The 21,711-nt window shown below is 42.9% G+C and carries 15 protein-coding genes and 1 riboswitch; of the genes, 2 read left to right on the top strand and 13 right to left on the bottom strand.

Annotated features, from left to right (window positions below; genetic code table 11):
• Positions 1-84 precede the first annotated feature (84 nt).
• The 9 genes from H9631_RS05015 to H9631_RS04975 form a co-directional block, all read right to left on the bottom strand.
• Positions 85-1,221: an acyl-CoA dehydrogenase gene (locus H9631_RS05015; RefSeq protein WP_191810536.1), complete on the bottom strand. Its 1,137-nt coding sequence runs from the start codon at positions 1,219-1,221 to the stop codon at positions 85-87.
• Between the two features lie 28 nt (positions 1,222-1,249).
• The gene (locus H9631_RS05010; protein ID WP_191810534.1) at positions 1,250-2,386 is read right to left on the bottom strand and encodes an acyl-CoA dehydrogenase; all 1,137 of its coding nucleotides are present in this window, start codon (positions 2,384-2,386) and stop codon (positions 1,250-1,252) included.
• A 35-nt stretch (positions 2,387-2,421) separates the two neighbouring features.
• Entirely contained in the window at positions 2,422-3,285 is an 864-nt protein-coding gene (locus H9631_RS05005; protein ID WP_191810532.1) for a 3-hydroxybutyryl-CoA dehydrogenase, read from the bottom strand.
• 17 nt (positions 3,286-3,302) lie between these two features.
• The gene (locus H9631_RS05000) at positions 3,303-4,493 is read right to left on the bottom strand and encodes an acetyl-CoA C-acetyltransferase (protein ID WP_191810530.1); all 1,191 of its coding nucleotides are present in this window, start codon (positions 4,491-4,493) and stop codon (positions 3,303-3,305) included.
• A gap of 337 nt (positions 4,494-4,830) precedes the next feature.
• A complete protein-coding gene (locus H9631_RS04995) occupies positions 4,831-6,945 on the bottom strand; it encodes a (Fe-S)-binding protein (RefSeq protein ID WP_191810528.1) in 2,115 nt (704 codons plus the stop codon).
• A 262-nt stretch (positions 6,946-7,207) separates the two neighbouring features.
• On the bottom strand, positions 7,208-7,444 hold the full coding sequence (locus H9631_RS04990; protein WP_191810526.1) for a hypothetical protein: 237 nt from the start codon (positions 7,442-7,444) through the stop codon (positions 7,208-7,210).
• A gap of 173 nt (positions 7,445-7,617) precedes the next feature.
• Positions 7,618-8,958, bottom strand: coding sequence for an ABC transporter ATP-binding protein (locus H9631_RS04985; RefSeq protein ID WP_191810524.1), 1,341 nt, complete (start codon positions 8,956-8,958; stop codon positions 7,618-7,620).
• Between the two features lies 1 nt (position 8,959).
• Positions 8,960-10,018, bottom strand: coding sequence for a FecCD family ABC transporter permease (locus tag H9631_RS04980; protein WP_191810522.1), 1,059 nt, complete (start codon positions 10,016-10,018; stop codon positions 8,960-8,962).
• Positions 9,981-10,949 (bottom strand): ABC transporter substrate-binding protein, encoded by a 969-nt coding sequence (locus H9631_RS04975; RefSeq protein ID WP_191810520.1) that lies wholly within the window; start codon positions 10,947-10,949, stop codon positions 9,981-9,983. The genes H9631_RS04980 and H9631_RS04975 overlap by 38 nt, the downstream gene beginning before the upstream one ends.
• A gap of 124 nt (positions 10,950-11,073) precedes the next feature.
• A riboswitch (cobalamin riboswitch) is annotated at positions 11,074-11,267 on the bottom strand.
• 117 nt (positions 11,268-11,384) lie between these two features.
• On the opposite strand from H9631_RS04975, the gene cls reads away from it, so the two are divergent.
• Complete coding sequence (gene cls / locus H9631_RS04970; RefSeq protein ID WP_191810518.1) at positions 11,385-12,587, top strand: cardiolipin synthase; 1,203 nt, start codon at positions 11,385-11,387, stop codon at positions 12,585-12,587.
• A 607-nt stretch (positions 12,588-13,194) separates the two neighbouring features.
• On the opposite strand, the gene argS is transcribed toward cls, so the two are convergent.
• Together argS and H9631_RS04960 are read right to left on the bottom strand one after the other, a co-directional pair.
• A complete protein-coding gene (gene argS / locus H9631_RS04965) occupies positions 13,195-14,865 on the bottom strand; it encodes an arginine--tRNA ligase (protein WP_191810516.1) in 1,671 nt (556 codons plus the stop codon).
• Complete coding sequence (locus H9631_RS04960; RefSeq protein WP_318246772.1) at positions 14,862-15,314, bottom strand: DUF1934 domain-containing protein; 453 nt, start codon at positions 15,312-15,314, stop codon at positions 14,862-14,864. The genes argS and H9631_RS04960 overlap by 4 nt, the downstream gene beginning before the upstream one ends.
• 193 nt (positions 15,315-15,507) lie before the next feature.
• On the opposite strand from H9631_RS04960, the gene H9631_RS04955 reads away from it, so the two are divergent.
• Positions 15,508-17,562 (top strand): transglycosylase domain-containing protein, encoded by a 2,055-nt coding sequence (locus H9631_RS04955; protein ID WP_191810513.1) that lies wholly within the window; start codon positions 15,508-15,510, stop codon positions 17,560-17,562.
• A 197-nt stretch (positions 17,563-17,759) separates the two neighbouring features.
• On the opposite strand, the gene H9631_RS04950 is transcribed toward H9631_RS04955, so the two are convergent.
• Both H9631_RS04950 and H9631_RS04945 read right to left on the bottom strand, forming a co-directional pair.
• Positions 17,760-19,598 carry an ABC transporter ATP-binding protein gene (locus tag H9631_RS04950; RefSeq protein ID WP_191810511.1) on the bottom strand — a complete coding sequence of 613 codons (1,839 nt, stop codon included), beginning with the start codon at positions 19,596-19,598 and terminating at the stop codon, positions 17,760-17,762.
• On the bottom strand, positions 19,595-21,313 hold the full coding sequence (locus tag H9631_RS04945; RefSeq protein WP_191810509.1) for an ABC transporter ATP-binding protein: 1,719 nt from the start codon (positions 21,311-21,313) through the stop codon (positions 19,595-19,597). Before H9631_RS04945 ends, H9631_RS04950 begins: the two co-directional genes overlap by 4 nt.
• Positions 21,314-21,711 lie beyond the last annotated feature (398 nt).

Below are 21,711 nucleotides of genomic sequence, written 5' to 3'. Positions count from 1 at the left end.
CCCTCCAGCGCTTGTCGCCCCTAAACAGCCGTCTTCCACATTTCAGCTCAGTCTGTACGTCGCTAAACGTCGCCCTTCGCTTTTCTAGTTCGTTAACATTCTAGAGATGACAAGCCTTTGGATTTCCTGCGTACCTTCATATATTTGAGTGATTTTGGCGTCACGCATATACCGTTCAACCGGATAGTCCTTCGTATATCCGTAGCCGCCAAATATCTGTACTGCTTCGGTTGTCACTTTCATTGCTGTATCTCCAGCCATCAGTTTAGACATGGCCGATTCTTTCCCATATGGAAGACCTTCAGACTCAAGCCACGCCGCTTGATAGGTTAGTAGTCTTGATGCTTCAATACTTGTTGCCATATCTGCTAATTTAAAGGAGATAGCCTGATTGTCAACGATGGGTCTTCCAAATTGCTTACGTTCCTTTGCATACTCGACAGCAGCATCCAACGCACCTTGGGCGATTCCGACAGCCTGTGCTGCAATTCCGTTTCGACCGCCGTCAAGAGTCATCATGGCAATTTTAAAGCCTTGCCCTTCCTCTCCCAACACATTTTCCACCGGGACCTTGCAATCTTCAAAAATGATTTCAGTTGTAGGAGAGGACCGGATACCCAGTTTCTTCTCTTTTTTTCCGACAGAGAACCCTTCAAAGTCTTTCTCAATAATAAAAGCTGTGGAGCTTCGCTTATCCTCTGGATCCAACAGGGCAAATACAACATAAATATCAGCGATGCCTCCATTTGTTATAAAAATCTTGGAGCCGTTTAAAACATAATGGTCCCCGTCGCGTTTGGCCGTTGTCCTCATACCGCTTGCATCTGATCCGGAACCTGGCTCCGTCAGACCGTAAGCCCCCATCTTTTCGCCTTCTGCCATCGGCTTCAGATATTTCTGCTTCTGCTCCTCTGTGCCAAATTTATAAACGGGCCAACCTGCAAGGGATGTATGTGCAGAAAGCGTTACTCCGGTGGAGGCACAGACGCGGGACAATTCTTCGACCGCAATGCAGTACGCCAGATAATCACTGCCGATACCGCCATATTTTTCCGGCCATGGAATACCCGTCAATCCAAGACCCGCCATTTTTTGAAAAATCTCCACGTCAAAGCGCTCTTCTTCATCACGCTCCGCTGCGGTCGGCTCCACTTCGTTTTTTGCAAAGTCGCGCACCATTTTTCTGATCATCTCATGTTCTTCACTTAATTTAAAATTCATTCAGACTCCTCCTCAACCTAGTTACTCCCTATTTCAACAATTGCTTACTGATGACAATCCTTTGAATTTCACTTGTTCCTTCATATATTTCCGTCACTTTAGCATCTCTAAAAAAGCGTTCCACCGGAAAGTCCTTCGTGTACCCGTACCCACCGAATACTTGAATTGCCTCAGTGGCATTTTCCATTGCGGTTCTGGAAGCAAACAACTTTGCCATCGATACTTCCTTTACACATTGACTTCCTGTTGAACAAAGATCAGCCGCACGATAAAGCAATAATCTAGCACTTTCTACATTGGTTCCCATGTCGGCAAGTTTAAAAGCCACGCCCTGCTGTTCAGCAATCGGTTTGCCGAACTGCTTGCGATCCTTTGCATATTCGACTGCTGCTTCAAAAGCGGCTTCAGCAATACCAAGAGCCTGTGCAGCAATCCCAATCCTACCAATATTCAAATTGGCCATTGCAATTTTGAAGCCTTTTCCCTCTTCCCCTAGCAGGTTTTCTACAGGAACTTTCATGTCTTCAAAGGTGAGAGAAACCGTTCTCGATCCGTCTAGTCCCATCTTCTTTTCGTCTTTTCCAATGAGAAGTCCCTGAGTGTCCTTTTGAACAATAAAAGCAGAAATTCCACGGCTCCCTTTTGTTGGATCTGTCACAGCAAAAACAATATAGATATCGGCTTCCCCACCGTTCGTGATGAATATCTTGGAGCCATTGATCACATAATGCTCTCCTCTTTTGATTGCTCTGGATTTGATGGCTCCCGCATCCGAACCTGCCCCTGGCTCTGTAAGACAAAATGCTGCCAACGATTTTCCTCTCGCAAGCTTCGGAACAAATGTCTGTTTCTGCTCTTCCGTCCCGAACTGGAGAATTGGGTTCGTCCCGACAGAAGTATGGACCGACAAAATGACTCCCACTGTCGCACTAACTTTTGAAAGTTCATGGATTGCAATGATATAGGAGATAAAGTCCATCCCCGCTCCTCCGTAATGTTCCGGAGTAGTGATGCCCATCAGGCCCAGCTTACCCATTTTCTCGATGATCTCTCTTGGAAACTCCCCGGTTGACATTCTTTCAATGTTTGGCTTAATATCGGTTTCAGCAAATCTGCGTACCATTTCTCTCATCATCAACTGTTCTTCTGTAAATTGAAGGTTCATCGTGTCCTCCTTCATTCCCCGACGTTTTTAGTTGATTATTTGTCATTCGATGGATATTCATAAAACCCACGACCCGATTTTTTTCCAAGCCAGCCTGCTTTTACATACTTTCTCAATAGAGGACAAGGCCTGTATTTATCGTCCCCAAAGCCTTCATGAAGTGTCTCCATAATGTAAAGGCACGTGTCGAGACCGATAAAATCTGCAAGAGTCAACGGCCCCATTGGATGATTCATCCCAAGCTTCATCACTTCATCAATTGCTTCTTTTGTTGCAACTCCTTCATATAATGTGTAAACTGCCTCATTAATCATAGGCATGAGAACCCGATTTGACACAAATCCTGGAAAATCATTCACTTCTACTGGTACCTTTTTCAAACGCTCCGTCATCGTCTCCACAGCCTGGTACACTTCTTCTTCTGTTGCAAGCCCTCTGATAATTTCCACTAGTTTCATAACAGGAACCGGGTTCATGAAGTGCATGCCTATTACCTTTTCTGGACGATTCGTAGCTGCTGCAATTTCTGTGATGGGTAGAGAAGATGTATTGGTTGCTAAGATAGCATGAGCCGGTGCATATTGATCCAGGTTCTCGAAGATCTGCATTTTTATCTTTAAATTTTCAACAGCCGCCTCAATCACAATATCCACATTCTTGGCGTCTTTTAAATCAGTTGATTTAATAAATCTTGAAAGAATACTTTCTTTCTCTTCTGAGCTAATCCTTTCTTTCTGAACCTGTCTATCCAAATTTTCAGCAATAACCTCCAGCCCTTTTTCAACGATTTCTTCTTTCATATCGTTTAAATGAACTTGATAGCCTGCTTGTGCACAAACTTGCGCAATCCCTGCTCCCATCTGGCCAGCACCAACAACCATCACTGTTTCGATTTGCATTTACTATTGCCTCCCCATCAATCGTTTCTAGGAACCTCAATCATTACTGCATCGCCCTGGCCTCCGCCCGAACATATTGAAGCAATCCCAATCCCTCCTCCACGACGCCTTAGCTCATAAGCGAGCGTCAAAATAATCCTGGCACCGCTTGCACCAATAGGATGCCCAAGCGCTACGGCTCCTCCGTTTACGTTCACTCTTTGAGGATCAAGCCCAGCGATTTTGCAGCTCACCAACGCAACAGCGGCAAAAGCTTCGTTAATTTCAAAAAGATCAATTTCTTCAGCTGTTTTCCCACATTTTTTTAACAACTTATTGATAACAAGACCTGGAGTTTCGGGAAAATCTTTTGCCTCAACTGCAACCTCTGCATGACCGACAATGAATCCAAGTGGCTTTCTATCTTCGCGATTTGCTCGTTCTTCGCTCATTAACACGAGAGCAGCTGAACCATCGTTCACTCCTGGAGCATTACCAGCAGTGATCGTTCCATCCGGTCCGAAAGCAGGTTTGAGCTGGGCTAATTTCTTTATCGATGTATCGCTCCTTGGCCCCTCATCCTGGTCCACAACAAGCGGATCTCCTTTTCGCTGCGGGACTTTTACTGGAACGATCTCCTCTGCAAAAACTCCACTATCTCTTGCCTGGATAGCTAGTTCATGGCTTCTAAGTGCCCAGTTATCCTGAGCTTCTCTCGTAATCTCATACCTTAGTGCACTATTATTTCCGTATGTTCCCATATGGACACCAGAAAAAGAGCACATCAGGCCATCATGGATCATTAGGTCGATTACCGATGCGTCTCCCATCTTGTGGCCCCATCGCGCTTTTGGCAATACATAAGGGGCATTGGACATCGATTCCATACCGCCGGCCACAATGACTTCCTCATCACCTGCTCGGATAATCTGATCCGCCAAAGTGACAGCCCTCATTCCTGAAGCACACACCTTATTCACAGTTTCCGTCTTCACTTCCCAGGGTATCTCTGCCTTCCTTGCTGCTTGCCTTGATGGAATTTGCCCTTGACCTCCTTGTAAAACTGTACCAAGAATCACTTCCTGAACTTCCTCCGGCCTTACATTCGATCTGACCAACGCTTCTTTTACGGCGACTCCGCCTAGGTCAGATGCAGTCAATGAACTTAAACTGCTGCCAAATTTCCCAAATGGGGTTCTTGCACCTTCAAGAATTGCTGTTCTAGCCATTCTTTCATCTCCCTTTTAATCTATTAGAATTACATAGATGCCATTTAATAACGTACAAACACAGGACAGAAAAGTGAATACAGTTTGGTTAACTTGGTAAAATGAGGTATAGTACATCAACCGCCATAATTGGATTTATCATTGCGAGGCTAAGCTATCCTCTGTTACCATTTCTCCATTAAACAACCATATAAAAATGGAGGGCGATGTTTGCCAGTCCCTGAACTCTGAAGCTGATATGCTTCCCCAGCCACATGTAAAACGCTTTCAATCATACGACTGAACGCTCACTCGATTGATCCTTTTTAGAAAGAGGCGCTTCTGTTAAAAGAAGCACCTACAAAGCTTTAACCGTTCCCGCCTCTCCAAATACGGCCTTTTCCAATAGCTCTGCTACATCATATGTTTTTACTGTATCCTCAACTTCTTTTGCTTTGGTACCATCTGACAGCATCGTGAGACAGTATGGGCATCCGGAACTGATAATAGAAGGATTGACAGCAAGAGCCTGCTCAGTTCTGGCAACGTTAATGCGCTGTCCTGTATCTTCCTCCATCCACATCAACCCGCCGCCGGCTCCGCAGCACATGCCGCTTTCACGGTTTCTTTCGATTTCTACGAGTGTAACGCCCGGAATCGATTTGAGAATTTCTCTTGGAGGATCATAAACGTCATTATAACGCCCAAGATAACAGGAATCGTGAAAAGTGATTTTTTCATTTACTTCATATTTTGCTTTTAAGCGTCCTTCTTTCACCAACTGATCAAGCAGCTCGGTATGATGATAAATTTGGGCTTCTAACCCAAAATCAGGATACTCATTTTTAAATATATTATATGCATGAGGATCAATTGTCACAATTTTTTTAACTTCATTTTTCTCAAATTCTTTAATGTTGGCAGCAGCCAGCTCTTGGAATAAAAATTCATTGCCGAGACGCCGAGGCGTATCACCAGAGTTTTTCTCCTTGTTTCCAAGAATAGCAAATTTAACGCCAGCTTCATTCAATAATTTCACAAACGACAAGGCGATCTTCTGACTGCGATTGTCAAACGCACCCATTGATCCCACCCAAAGCAGATATTCGAATTCTTCTCCGGCTTTCTTCAGCTCTTTAACGGTTGGTACCTGTACATCTTCGCGAAGCTCACGCCAGTTCTCTTTTTCTTTCCGATTCAGCCCCCAAGGGTTGCCCTGCCTTTCAATATTTTGCATGGCTCGCTGTGCATCTGGATTCATTTTACCTTCCGTAAGCACAAGATAGCGGCGCATATCGATAATATGACTAACATGTTTGTTCATGACCGGGCACTGATCTTCACAATTCCTGCACGTTGTACATGCCCATAATTCCTCTTCCGTGATAATATCGCCAATCATACTTGGCTGGTAATCTAATGATGCGGCTACTTCAGATGCAGCTTCTCCTGTACCTGCCTTTGCAATTTGATTGCCAAGCGTGTTCGCAAAAGCATAAGTAGGAACCCATGGCTGCTTTCTCGTTACGGCGGCCCCGTAATTCGTTAAATGGTCCCTGAGTTTAATCATGATATCCATCGGGGACAACATCTTTCCTGTACCTGTCGCTGGACACATATTCGTACAGCGACCACATTCCACACAAGCATAAAGATCCACCAACTGAAGGTCTGTGAATTCATTGATTTTTCCCACACCGAAAGTCTCGGCTGTTTCATCCTCGAAATCAATCGGCGAAAGCTTCCTACCTCCATCCAGCGGCTCCAAATAAACATTTGCTGGGCCTGCGATCAAGTGAGCGTGCTTTGATTGCGGCACATAAACAAGAAAAGCAAGTAAAATCAGGAGATGAATCCACCAAGCGATATAAAATACAACTCCGGAAGCAAGCGGGCTCATCCAACTGAATACGGCTGCAATCCCAGAAGCCACAGGCTCAGCCCACTTCAGAGCCTCTCCTTGCCAAATAAGCGCCATTCCATTCCCAAGCAAAACAGACAACATTAGTCCTCCGATGAAAAGAAGGACAAGACCAGCATAAAATCCGCGCTTTAGCCTCACTAACTTTTCAACATACCGCCTATAAAATGCCCCTACAACTGCAACCAATATAATGAGCGTCACAATTTCCTGGAAAAATTTAAATCCAGGATAGATAGGACCGAGAGGTAAATGCGAACCCGGAACTAACCCTTTCCAAATGAAATCGATTGCACCAAATTGCACAAGAATAAATCCATAAAAAAACATGACATGGATGATGCCGCTCTTCTTATCTTTGAGCAGCTTTTTTTGTCCGAAAACAAATGTCCAAATGTTTTTCAGCCGCTCTTTGACATCACGATCAAATTCAGCTTTTTTTCCAAGTTTAATAAACTTGATGCGTGTCCTGACGACATAGACAAAAAGAGAAATGCCATATGCAGTGACAAGCAAGAACGCTATCCAGTTCAACCACAGCAAAGCTTGCATATGATGTAACCGCTCCCTTCCAAATGTTTACATAACAAATGATTTTTCTGAAAGTTATTAACTCTATTATATAATGAATGAGCATTCAGTCAAGGTAGAAAATGAAAAAGCTATCCACACCGTAATAACTAGGGACAGCTAAAAAGGAAATATTTAATAGGCAGGTTATATTATTTGGAGTTTACATTGATGAGAGATTCTTCCGAGGCTATTTGCGTTTTACTTCAATCCAATTAAATTTTTGAAGCGGTGAATATCTGATTCAATTCATTCGTCCATGTCCGATTTTCCAAAAGCTCGACTTTTGCTTCCAACTCGTCCTACTTGCCTCAGATGAATAATTTTTTTTATTCACGTCATCAAACCTTTTGAATGTCACTAACCTGCCTCCATCCAAATCAGCCTTTATCTCCTGCTGGCCATTAATTAATGCTCCAAGCAAATCACTGTGACCACCGAGAATTTCCAAAATCAAATCCAACTTCTCATGAACATCCAAATCTTTTCTCCTCCTTTCTTTGTTTTATTCTATGCGCCATGGCGTATTTGCAAAACCTGTGTTGACCTTATTCAGTCGGGGTTTGAACCCCCACTGAATGTCATACCAATAGGCTTTCATCTGACCACTTACAGAAGTGGGAGACTTCTGCTGGATGAAATTCAAAAACTATATTAATTCGACAAGCTTGATTTGATGCTATTGAATAGTTTTTCCGAGCAATCCAACATCCCGTTTAGGATAGTTTGTCCCAGTTTGGAAGAGAGTCTTCCCGTCGTTAAGTTCTCACCTTTTTGCGTTGCGGCCACCACAATACCATCTTCCCATCCATTTGGACGGGGCTTTTCTTTCAAAGCCGTTTGCTTCCCTTCTGAAACAGTTATCAGTGCTTCAATCAAGGTATTTTCACTAACATGCCCATTGATAAAAAGCCAAGTATGAAAATAATGCAAACGACAATCTGCAGTCAATATGATTAATATGGAAAATCCCTCTTCATGATATGCAGCATAATGAGTGTAAAGCTGTTCAGCTGAATAGGCCTGCATCTCAACAGTGTTTTCATTTTTTTCTATGAGTAGCCTGCTTTTACAAATGACGAATTTTTCCTTCCACCCCAGACCAGATCCTTTTGGAGCAGACGCTATTGTTTTTAGCGGGACAGGCGAATGAAACGTGACACCCTCATTATTTCTGGATAAATAACTTTCATCTAAGGTTAGCCTTTCACCCCACTCTGGATCTGGAATGAGGACTATATTAGGTTTCGGTACCTCCGGGTGCGGGTGATTTTCCAAAGCTGTTTTATAAACCTGTTGTATTAATGTTTCATTCAAAACCTCTTCTGGTGTGCCAAAGCAAATAACTTCCCCTTCATTTAAAATAAGCAGACGGTCGCAATAAAGACTGGCCAGATTCAGATCATGAAAAACCGTAACAACTGTAAGTCCTCTTTGCCTTGCCCAACTTTTTAATTGATCAAGCAAACCCTTTTGATGAGACAAGTCCAGATGATTTGTTGGTTCGTCAAGTAGAAGTATGTCCGGTTCCTGTGCAAGTGCCTGAGCTAGAAAAGCTCTTTGCCGCTCGCCTCCGGACAGCTCCTGCAATGATGCCCCCTGAAATTCCTTGATCTTTGTCAAGGCCATTACTTCTTGGACAACTGCCTCATCTTTCGGGCTCCATGTTTGAAACAAACCACGCTGATGAGCATACCTTCCCAGTTCAACTGTTTCTTTAACCGTGAAAGGGAAGACTTCACTTGTGACTTGCGGCAATACGGCTAACAGCCTGGCAAGCTTTTTCGAGGAATATTGTTGAAGAGCACAGCCATCAAGTAATATTTCCCCATCTTTAATTGAAAGAACCCTGCTTATCATTTTAAGCAGAGTCGACTTTCCGCTTCCATTCGGCCCAAGAATTCCAAACAATTCTCCCCGGCTGACAGAAAAAGATACATTTCTTAAAATATTTACGTCCGAATAGCCACCAGAAAGATTTTTCACTTGAAGCATGTCATCCACTTCTTTCCATTCGTCTTCTCAACAAAATAAAAGCAAATACAGGAGCTCCTATCAATGCAGTGATAACACCTATAGGAATTTCTGCCGGTTCAATGACACTCCTTGCAGCCAAATCAGCCAAAATAAGGAATCCTGCACCGATTAACATGGAGAGCGGCAAAAGATGCTTATGATCCGGTCCCCATAATATTCTGGTTAGATGCGGGATGACCAGCCCCACAAAGCCGATTGCACCGGAAACAGCTACTGCAGATCCAGTGATCATGGAGCTGGCAGCAAGTACTGCAAACTTCCTAACAGGCACATTGACACCAAGATATTGGGCACGCTCTTCTCCAAAGGCAATGGCATTCAGTTCTCTTGCATTCAATAAAAGCACAACGCTCCCTACAATCAGGAATGGCAAAATAATTTGCACATAGCTCCAGCCTCTCATTGAGACACTTCCCAGCAGCCAACCAATGATTTGCCGAAGTTCCTCCCCGGACAAAGCAATCATCAAGGAGATGAGGGCACCTAGAAATGAACTAAAAATAATGCCCGTTAGAATGATTGTTTCCACTTTCATGGATTTGTCGATACTTTTGGCAAAAAAAAGCACAATGACAATAGTGATGAATGCTGAAGCAATACTTAGGAGAGGCAGGGTATATATTCCCACCAATGGCAAGGAGATTTGGTAGAACAAAGTAACAACCGCTCCGACAGAAGCACCAGATGAAACTCCCAGCGTGTACGGATCAGCAAGTGGATTACGAAGCAGTCCTTGAAAAGCCGCGCCTGCAATTGCAAGTGACGCACCAACAAGACCTGCCAGCACCACACGAGGAAGGCGAATATTCATAACAATATTGGCATACATCGGATCTGTTTGTTTCCCGTTTAAAACAGGCAGAACCTTCCCAAACATTATATTTACAATATCTCCTACAGGGACTCTCACAGATCCTATCGAAATACCAGCAAGAATGGCGGCAACCATAAAAATGATTGCCGCTGAATATGCTGTAATGTTATTTGCCGAAAACTTCCGGATAAACAGCTTTTGCAAGCTCCTCTACTCCTTCAACGATCCGCGGACCAGAACGGCTTACAAGATTTTCATCTACCATATAAACCTTCTTGTCTTTGATTGCTGTAACGTCTTGCCAGCCTTTGCGATCAAGTACTTGGTCCACCGCATTTTCCACATAATTATAGTTCACGATGATCACATCGGGATTTGCTTTGATGATCGCTTCCTCGTTCATCATTGGCCAGCCCTCTTCTTGAACAGCATTCTTTGCGCTGATTGTTTTCAGCATTTGGTCCATAAATGTATTTTTTCCAGCTCCATAGATTTCAGGCGCCGGAGAAATTTCTACATACACTGATTTTTGATCCTCTTCCTTGATTCCAGCCGCTTTCTTTTCAATCTCATCCAACTTTGCTTTCATCGCATCAGTAACATTTGGAGCTTCTTCCGAATGTCCAGTTGCTTTGGCAATAAAATCAACCGTATCATACACTTCATCAAAACTTTCAGCATTGTGAACAACAAGAACTGGTATCCCGCTGTCCTCCAATTGTTTTATCCCAGTATCCCACATATCTCCGGCCGAAGCATGTGCCAAAACAAGATCCGGCTTCAAAGAAATGATTTTTTCAATGTTTAATTCAAGCCCTGCCACCTTCTCTTTGTCTTTTACATCTTCAGGGTAATTATCATGATCAGAAACACCTACAACTTCATTTCCTCCACCAAGAGCAAAAAGAATTTCTGTGTTGCTTGGAATGAGAGAAACAATTTTTTCCGGCTTCTTATCAATGGTAACTTCTTTATCTACCGCGTCTTTTAATGTAACCGGAAAACTTTCCTCTGAAGCTTGCTCGGTTTTAGGTTCTGTATTTTCTTTCCCTGTATTAGCATCTTCCTGATTGCCACAGGCTGTCAAAAATCCTACCAGCAATAATGCCATTAACAATGAATAAATTTTTTTCATACAGTAAATCCTCCTATATAAAAAATAAAAAAACATCCCCATGCGCAGGAGATGAGTATGTATAAGGACAAGAATACCAAACAGATATTACCAGCTGTTTGTCACCTCTCCTATCCGCGCAGGTTTTTGGTGTTTGGACTCGGCAGGTCTCCTGGCTCATGTTCATCGTATCCTACTCCTTCCCATGCATCAAAAACACAGTGGTTTAAGTAGAAGACTCCCATTTACAGTGGCGGGACCGCGTTGGAATTTCACCAACTTCCCTTTTCAGCTTTCATGCTAAAAGCACGAAAAGCAACCGCATCCAACTTTAACTTTTTTAGATTAAATGTAATTATACATGATTTATTCCGTTTTCACAGCTTTTTCATCATTGTTTTGGGGAATACTAATTAAGTGTTCTTCTTTCATTTATGTTTTGAGGAGGGGTTTCCATTGAAGTGGCTGATTGGGTCTATCATTTTCATAGCTGTTATAATAATTGCCGCTTCTATGGATTTTTTTACTGCCAGATATGTTCATGGAAAAAAAACAAGGCTTAGCAGCTATCCTGTTAGAAGAGGGCACTTGCAATTAATCACAAGCGGCCCTGACCTTTTCTCTCATTACTTTAATGATCTTTACAAAGCGGAATCGAGCATCCATGTCCTCTTTTATATTGTAAAAAAGGACCGCTTCAGCCAACTGTTTTTTGAAATATTGATCGATCAAGCCCGAAAAGGAGTAAAGGTGCGGCTTTTGCTAGACTGGTTCGGAAGCAGAGAAGTATCAAAAAAGCTTATTAAACAGGCCCGCTCTGCCGGAGTTGAAGTCACATTTTGCCACCGCCCTCGCTTACCCTTTTTCTTCTTCTCTCTCCAGCAAAGAAATCATCGAAAAGTGACCATCATCGATGGGAAGATCGGTTATGTAGGCGGATTTAATGTGGGAAAAGAGTATATCGATCTGGACCCTGTTCTTTCACCTTGGCGTGACTATCACCTTAGGGTCCAAGGAGAAGGCATCGCTGATTTGCAGACAGAATTTCTGTTGGACTGGAAGCAAGCAACAGGAGTTTGCCATTTGGAGGACCTTTCTCTTTTCCCTATTCTGGAGAATGGGCCGATGTTCTACCGTTTTTTTCCAACGCGTGGAGTCAACGCGGAAGAAGAAATTCTACAGCTCATTAACCAAGCTGAAAAGAGGATTTTTATCGGTACTCCCTACTTCATTCCTCCTGAAAAACTGATGGAAGGACTCTTGAAGGCTATTCAAAGAGGCATCGCTGTATCCATTCTTGTTCCGAACAAGTCGGATCATCCGATTGTGAAGGAGGCTTCACTCCAGTATTTGCATAGACTTCTTGCAGTTGGAGGGACTGTCTATCAATATGAAGAGGGTTTTTTTCATGCGAAAGTCATTTTAATAGACGGACGGATTTGCGATATCGGAACAGCCAATTTTGATTACAGGAGCTTTAGACTGAACTACGAAATTAATTGTTTCATTTACAATCAAGAATTCATTCAGGAAGCTGAAAGAATCGTTCAGGAGGATATCGATCTTTCCAGCAGGTTGTCCTTGGAAGATCTTGTAGATCCACCTTTTTCCTTTCGATTAAAAGGATGGATGGGAATGCTGTTGAAAAGATTTTTATAATAAAAGTAAGGGCACAGCCTTAGGGCACCTTTGATGAGGGTGTTCCACCACAGCCAAGCTACTCATTTCAGTTACATCGTAAAAAACTTTCTTAAATAAACTTTTGTGTGACTGGATGCCTTGCTGGCCGACATCTCATGCGCTTTGGCGTATTTGATGTCGGCCAGGTTTTATTAAGCTTCGCTCGATAAAACCTGTGACAACCGCCGGATTTCAAGCCAGGTTTTTAACACCCATTGAATATAACTACGCATTCACCCCCCACTTACAGAAGTCGGAGATTTCTGCTGAATGAAGTTAAAGCGCCATATCCCTGTGGAGCGCTTCGCTTGCACTAGCACGTCCTGTACGACGGCTGGTTGAAATCCGTAAGCCTGCTTGGCGATAAATCCAAATCTGCGCAACGATTCATCATTTTTTCTCCCTTACATCCAATTTTTAGGAAAATCTCTCATTCTGAATATTTCTCGATGTATATTCAGGCTGGATTAAAAAAGAATTTCGTCGCAGTCTCGCAGGGAACTCCTCCAGTCTTGTCAGATACCACCTTTCCTCCATAAAAAGTAAAAGGAGCGCCTGAACAGCACTCCTTTCCATCAAAAAATATTTACATTTTTTCCGGTGCAGATACGCCCACCAATGTCAGAGCGTTTTTCAATGTGATCTGTGTTGCATTCACTAGTGCAAGACGAGCCTTCGTTTCGTCGAGCTGTTCTTCGTTCAATACTTTTTCAGCATTGTAATAGCTGTGGAAAACAGATGCCAAATCAAAAATATAATTAGTGATACGGTGCGGAATTCTTTTATCAGCTGCTTCCGCAATTACTTGTGGGAATTCACCGAGCTTCTTTAATAGGTCCGTTGATTTTTCGCTGGACAAGAAAGAAAGATCAACATTGATCTTATAGGAAATCCCCTTTTCCTCGGCAGAACGCAGTATGCTGCAAATTCTTGCATGCGCGTACTGAGCGTAATAGACTGGATTATCGTTTGATTCAGCGACAGCCAAATCAAGGTCAAAATCCAAATGCGTATCGCCGCTTCTCATTGCGAAGAAATAACGCACTGCATCCAGTCCAACCATTTCAATCAAGTCAGTCATGGTTACTGCCTTTCCTGACCGCTTGCTCATCTTGACTCTTTCTCCGTCTTTAAACAAGTTGACCAACTGAATGATTTCTACTTCAAGTCTGTTTGGATCAAAGCCCAGCGCTTCGATGGCCGCCCTCATTCTTGGGATGTAACCATGGTGATCAGCACCCCAGATGTTAATTAATTTATCGAATCCACGATTGAATTTATCAAGGTGGTAAGCAATATCCGGTGTAATATATGTGTAACTGCCGTCATTCTTAATTAGCACGCGATCCTTGTCATCGCCAAAATCAGTCGAACGGAACCAGGTCGCATCTTCTTTTTCATACAGATGGCCCTTTTCCTTAAGCACTTCAAGTGTCTCATCTATTTTTCCATTTTCGTACAGCGATGTTTCCGAATACCATACGTCAAAAGCTACACGGAACTGCCCAAGGACATCCTTGAGCTTTTTCAACTCGAACTCCAGGCCATAACTGCGGAAGAAAGCGATGCGATCTTCCTCGCTTTCATGGACATACTTATCGCCATGTTCTTCGGCAAGTCTTTTTCCGATCCCAATGACATCCTCACCGTGATAGCCATCTTCAGGCATCGGCTTGTCAATACCCAGCGCTTGGAAATAACGAGCTTCCACAGAAAGAGCGAGATTATTAATTTGGTTTCCTGCGTCATTGATATAATATTCCCTTGAAACCTCATAGCCTGCTTTATTGAGAATATTACAAAGTGAATCGCCTACCGCAGCGCCACGAGCATGTCCAAGATGGAGATCCCCAGTAGGATTAGCGGAGACAAATTCCACCTGAATCTTCTCGCCTTTGCCTGCATCGGAGCGGCCGTATTCGTCGCCTGCTTCCAAAATCGCTGGAACCAGTTCCGTCAAATAGCTATTATCCATATAAAAATTAATAAAACCTGGTCCGGCAATGTCAATTTTGTCAATGGATGCTTCCGATACATCAAGATGCGCTTTAATCTCTTCAGCAATTGCTCTCGGTGCTTTTTTTGCTATGCGAGCTAACTGCATGGCCATATTAGTAGAATAATCGCCATGAGACTTTTCTTTCGGGGTTTCCAGAATAACTTCTGGTATTTCTTCTTCTGCAGCCAGTCCTGCTTTCAAAATTGCATTCTTAATCTCCTGTTTCAGTGTCTCTTGCTTTTGCTCCACAACGTTCATAGATTTCCAATTTCCTCCCTATACTGTATTTCCATATCATATCTTCCCGCATGAGTACCCTGCATATATAAATCATATCCAAGATTAATACTGCCTTCACATTTATCATCATACTCATAGTGAGCCAGTTTGTTTGTATCCGTGGACAGTAAAAGGCTACCGTACTCACTTGCGTGAGAACCGTTTCTTTGTTCATTCAGCCGGAATTTCATGCGCATATCGATGATCCCTTTTCTGAGAATCGTTGCTTCTTCTTCATTAATTTTTACAAGTGTATGAACTGTTCCTTCTTCCTGAACCTCATCATATTTTAGAAAAACCGCATTGTTCTTTCGGTAATAATTTCCAAACAATATCATTTCAAATGTTTCTTTTTCTCCATCAAGATGAATTTTTGTCGTGAGATGGATCTTAACCGGAGTTTGGACATCAGCCGTCAACGCCGCCACACCCTTTTTATATAATGTAACCTTTTCATTATAGAAAAATTTCGAATGAAAGTCTATGCATGGATTGTATTGAGCAAATCCGAGCGACATTCATTATTTTAGAAGAAGAAAGAAATTCACTGGCTCATGAATAAAATGCCGCCTTTTCTCTCATACTGTTGAGTGAGATTGCTAGAATTCAGGGGGTGAGGAATTGGAAGCGGTGACGGAATCAAAGAAAGGCTGGAGGACATTTCGAGTATTTTCAGTATTGTCGCTTTTGGCTGCGACAGTCATTATTTTAGTGTTATTATCATTCTGGCTGTGGATCAAAATTCTCGGACCACCGCCATTGTCCATTCCCCAATCCACATTATATTACGCTGCTGATGGCTCTGTAATAGGAGAAAGCAACAGCGGGGAAAGAAGATATTGGATTTCACTGGATGAGGTACCTTCACACGTTTCAGAGGCAGTGATTGCAATTGAAGATCGTACTTTTTACAACCACCACGGTTTTGATTTGAAAAGAATTGCTGGTGCCATGGCGGCAAATGTCAAAGCTATGGGGAAAGTTCAAGGAGCAAGTACGATTACACAGCAATATGCTCGAAATTTGTTTTTAACACTTGATAAAACCTGGTCGCGTAAGTTACTGGAAGCTTTTTATACCATCCGTCTTGAAGTGAATTACGATAAAGATGAGATTCTGGAAGGCTATATGAACACTATTTCATTCGGACACGGCGCTTACGGAATTGAAGCCGCCAGTCAGTTTTATTTTGGGAAAAGCGCAAAAGAACTAACGCTTGCGGAGTCGGCCATGCTCGCCGGCATCCCCAAAGGACCCGGAATCTATTCTCCGCTCATTTCCGAAGAAAAGGCCAAGTCCCGACAAAGACTTGTTTTAAGTGCAATGGAAAAAACAGGTGCGATTTCACCAGAAGAAGCAAAAGCCGCTTCGCTGGAGCATCTTTCTTTCATTGGGAAGCATCCTCATCATCAGGCGGAAATGGCTCCTTATTTCTATGATACTGTAAAAAAGGAGTTGAAGGATAAGGCCGGGCTGGACAATAGAAGTATTGCTCTTGGTGGTTTAAGAGTATACACTGCCCTTGATGTGAAACAACAAAAAATTGCTGAAGAAGTCGTAAGTGGAACGATTTCGGAAACATCTGATATCCAAGCGGGCTTTGCCGCAATGGACCCAGAAACCGGCCATGTAACAGCCTTGGTTGGCGGCAGGAACTACCAAAACAGTTCTTTTAATAGGGCGACTCAGGCTGTAAGGCAACCAGGCTCAACGCTAAAGCCGCTTCTCTACTATGCTGCATTGGAGCATGGTTTTACTCCATCAACTATATTGCGAAGTGAGCCAACGACTTTCAAGTTTAAAGATGGACAATCTGAGTATACACCGCATAACTATAACAACCAATACGCAAATGGAGAGGTCACAATGGCTCAGGCACTCGCTTTATCTGATAATGTATATGCTGTTAAAACTCATCTGTTTCTTGGACAAAATGTCCTTGTTGATACAATTCGCAAGCTAGGTATTTCCACAAAGATGAAGGAGGTCCCTTCTCTTGCTTTAGGAACATCCGGAGTCAAACCGATTGAGTTGCTTAATGCTTATAGCATTGTAGCGAATGGCGGGAAGAAAGTAGAGCCTGTTTTCATCATTCGAGTGGAGGATTTCCGTGGCAAAGTCATCTATGAGGCACCGAAAATCAAAGAGCAGGTACTGGAACCAGAGATTGCCTTTGTTTTAAGCCATATGATGACAGGTATGTTTGATCCAAAATTAAATGGATACGCAACAGTTACCGGGGAATCCATAGTAAATCACATGAGCCGGGAGTATGCGGGAAAATCCGGTTCTACTAACTCAGATAGCTGGATGGTGGGTTTTACGCCAAAATTGGCTTCCATCGTGTGGACAGGATATGATAAAGGAAAAGAAATCACGTTAACGGCAGATAAATTATATGCAAAAAATATCTGGATTCGCTTCATGGAGCGCGCATTGGAAGGTCAGGACGAAAAGGAACAAGCCTTCTCTCCCCCAGCCAAAGTAATTGCCGTACCTATTGATCCGGTCAACGGCAAAAAAGCGACGAACTCATGCCCTGTTTTCCGGCTGACCTATTTTGTAAAAGGAACAGAGCCTGCAGAATTTTGTACAGACCATCTGCACAAGCATGATAAGGAGCCCACCCCGCATCGTAAAGAAAAGAAAAAACGATGGTGGCAGCGAATATTTTAATAAACAATAGCATGGAGCCCCCTCAAGAATGAGGGGGCTCCACTTCGGTCTGCTCGCGATAATTGTGGATTTTCAAGATGATCGTGCGAAATATCCTATTATCGTGCGATAGTCTAAATAATCGTGCGAAAAACAGTTTTATCGTGCGAAACTGGCTCTTGATCGTACGAACTCATTTATCGCACATCTCCTTTTGCTTAGCTTGCTTTTCCAGTAAACTGGCTTTCATACAAGTCAGCATAGAAACCATTAAGTTTCATCAATTCTTCATGTGACCCTTTTTCAATGATATCGCCGTCTTTCATTACTAGGATGATATCCGCATCTCGGATCGTGGAAAGCCTGTGAGCTATAACAAAGCTTGTTCGGCCTGCCATCAATTTGTTCATAGCACGTTGGATATTCATTTCCGTTCTAGTATCGACGCTGCTGGTCGCTTCATCGAGAATCAATATTTTCGGGTCAGATAAAATGGCTCTTGCGATTGTTAGCAACTGCCGCTGTCCTTGTGAGATGTTTGAAGCGTCTTCTCCTAAAATAGTCTCGTAACCATCAGGAAGCGTTCGGATAAAATCATCAGCGTAGGCACTTTTAGCTGCTTGAATAATCTCTTCATAGTTTGCCCCTTCGCGCCCATAAGCAATATTATCCTTGATTGTACCGTTGAAAAGCCATGTATCCTGAAGAACCATTGCAAACATAGAACGCGCCTGCTCCCGAGAAAGACTGTTGATATCAACCCCGTCTATCAAAATTCGTCCGTTATCCAATTCATAAAACCTCATCAACAGATTGATAATCGTTGTTTTTCCTGCTCCTGTCGGCCCGACAATCGCAATGGTTTGACCCGGTTCAACATTCAGAGTTAAATCCTTAATAATCGGTTTGTCTTTTTCATAACTGAAACGAACATGCTCAAATTCAATTTTTCCCTTCAACTCTTCTAAATTGACTTGAGCAGGCACTTCCTTCCGCTCCTCTTCTTCATCTAACAGATGAAATACCCGCTCTGCCGAGGCTAGCGCCGTTTGAATCATGTTCGCAATACCAGCTGCCTGCGTCATCGGTTGCGTTAATTGCTGTGAGTACTGAATAAATGCCTGAACATCACCAATCCGGATACTGCCGTTTAAGACGAGCAATCCTCCGCCAATACTGACGAAAACATAACCCAGATTTCCAACAAAGTTCATGAGCGGCATCATAATTCCGCTTATAAATTGTGCCCGCCAGCCAGATTGATAGAGGCGCTCGTTGATTTCATCAAACTTCTTGATAGCTGCTTTTTCATGTCCATACGCTCTGACAACTTGATGCCCCGAAAACATTTCTTCAATGTGCCCATTTACATCACCCAGTTCCTTTTGCTGATTGACAAAATGCTTCTGAGAAAATGAGGCTACAAATCGAATGACCAGCGCACTCAAAGGAAAAGTAACCAAGACTACAAGCATTAACACCGGGCTGATTACAAACATCATAATCAGCGTTCCAATAATTGCAATCAAGGAGGTGATGATTTGGGACAGCGCCTGCTGGATTGAGTTGTTAATATTATCTATATCATTGATGGCTCTGCTTAAAATATCGCCGTGCGGATGCCGATCATAGTAGCTTAAAGGCATCCTGGCCAACTTTTCATAGACTTCTTTCCTCATTTCAGCGGTGGTTTTCTGTGATACCCCCGCCATCAAATATTGCTGTAAATAAGTGAATGCCGCTGATATGACATACAGGATTAGCAGTGTAATCAGTAATTCCTGTAAAAAAGTGAAATCAATACTGGTTCCTTTTGTGACACTTGAAAAGATCGAAGAAGTCGCATCCCCCAGCAGCTTAGGTGTAATGACATTGAACAAAGTGGACAAAATAGCTGCTATGGCAACAAGCAATAGCTGGTATTTCCGAGGCTTTAAATAACCTGCCAATCTTTTTAGCGTCTTTTTGAATTCTTTTGGTTTTTCCCCTGGAGCAATCCCGTGTCCAGGTCCCCCGCCGGGCCTTGGATGAACTCCTCCTGCACGTTGTTTGCTCATGCCCCTTCCTCCTCTGCACGCTGCGAGGATACAATTTCCTGGTAGATGCGGTTTTCCGCCAGCAGCTCTTGATGGGTCCCTATGCCTGCGATTTGTCCTTCTTCCAGAACAATAATTTGATCAGCATCCGTAACGGTGCTGACTCTCTGTGCCACTAAAATAATAGTTGCATCCTTTGTTATTTTTGTCAGCTCGGCCCTCAATTTTGCATCCGTTTTATAGTCCAAAGCCGAGAAGCTATCATCAAAGAGATAAATTTCAGGTTTTCTAATTAAAGCGCGAGCAATCGACAGACGCTGTTTTTGACCTCCTGACAAGTTCGCCCCTGCCTGCTCAACCATTAAATTGACTCCCTCTTGTTTCTCTTTTATAAATTCGGTCGCCTGTGAAATATCGAGTGCTTCCCACATCTCTTCCTCATTGGCTACCTCATTACCGTATTGCAGATTTTCCGCAACGGTCCCACTGAATAAAGCAGCTTTTTGCGGAACATAGCCAATCTTTTCTCTTAACGCTTCCTGCGGCATATCTCTTACATCGACACCATCGACCAAAACAGAGCCTTGTTCCACATCATAAAATCTAGGAATCAATTTAATAAGAGTCGATTTTCCTGACCCTGTACTTCCAATAATCGCTGTAGTTTTTCCCTTTTCAGCAGTAAAAGAAAGACGTTGAAGAACCGGTTTTTCCGCACCAGCATATCGGAACGTAACATCTCTGAATTCTATAGTTCCAGGCTCACCTTGCTCACTCCTCGGGTGCTCTGGATCAGCTATATCATTTTCCATTTTCAGTACTTCATTAATTCGATCCATAGAAGCTTTTGCACGAGGGATCATAATAAATCCAAATGACAGCATAATAAGCGACATTAATATCATCATGGAGTACTGCAAGAAAGCCATTAGATTTCCGACTTGCATAATTTCCTGATCAATCCGAACAGCTCCAAACCACACAATCGCAACGCTTGTAAAATTCATGACAATCATCATGACAGGAAAAAGTACAGCCATCATCTTATTTACTTTGATTCCAGTATCGCGAAAGTCAAAGTTTGCAGTATCAAAACGCTCTTTCTCATGAGGTTCATTATTAAAAGCGCGGATTACCCTGACTCCGGTTAAATTCTCACGTACAATCAAGTTTAATTTGTCTGTCTTCTTCTGTAATGAAACAAATAAAGGAATGGCTTTTCTCGAAATAACAAAAATCAGAAGTGCCAGCAACGGAAGGGCGCCCAAAAAGACAATGGATAAACCCGGCTCTCTTGTAACAGCCATAATGATGCCGCCAATCAACATCAATGGCGCCCTTGTCATCATCCGCAAAATCATATTCAAAACATCCTGCACCTGTTTTACATCATTTGTTGATCTAGTAATTAATGATGCGGTGCCGATTTTATCAAAAGCCTGCAAGGAGAAATTTTCTACATTAACAAACAGACTGCGCCTTATATCTCTTCCAAAGCCTAGAGCAGTTTTGGATGCAAAAAAAGAAACCCCAGTCATCAGAATGATGGCGACCAAGGCGAAAACCAACATGAGACCGCCGGTTTTCAATATATAGGACATATCACCATTGACAATTCCAATGTCAACAACATTAGCCATTAATGTTGGAAGGAGCAGTTCAAGCATGATCCCTCCAAGGGTCAACAATATAACTGCAAGGATATATACAGAATACGGTTTTATATGCTTAATCATTCAATAGTCACTTCCCGTATTGATTTGTGTACTTAATCATAACTTTTATCAAGCTGAAAAACTACTTTTTCAAAAAGATTTCTTCCGTTAAAAAACAAAAAACCTGAGGTGTGCGGCCTCAAGTTTTTTGTTGATTAGCGAAAGTATCCACTAAGACGACTTTGCTATTCATTGTCCAGCTTCGAGCGCCAACGACTAGCGTACTTCGAGGCTCTTCCTACGATAAGTCAACATCGACTCGCTTTTGGCTCGTCGTGTTTCCTTTATCTCGTCAGATCCTCTCCAGTCCGTACGTCGCTAAACGGCGCCCTTCGCCTTTCTTTGTCCAGCTTCGAGCGCCAACGACTAGCGTACTTCGAGGCTCTTCCTACGATAAGTCAACATCGACTCGCTTTTGG

It is taken from the genome of Bacillus norwichensis (assembly GCF_014836955.1).
GTDB classification, from domain to species: domain Bacteria; phylum Bacillota; class Bacilli; order Bacillales; family Bacillaceae_C; genus Siminovitchia; species Siminovitchia norwichensis.
Note: the sequence above shows the minus strand (reverse complement) of the source record. Positions and strands in the feature narration are given on the sequence as shown.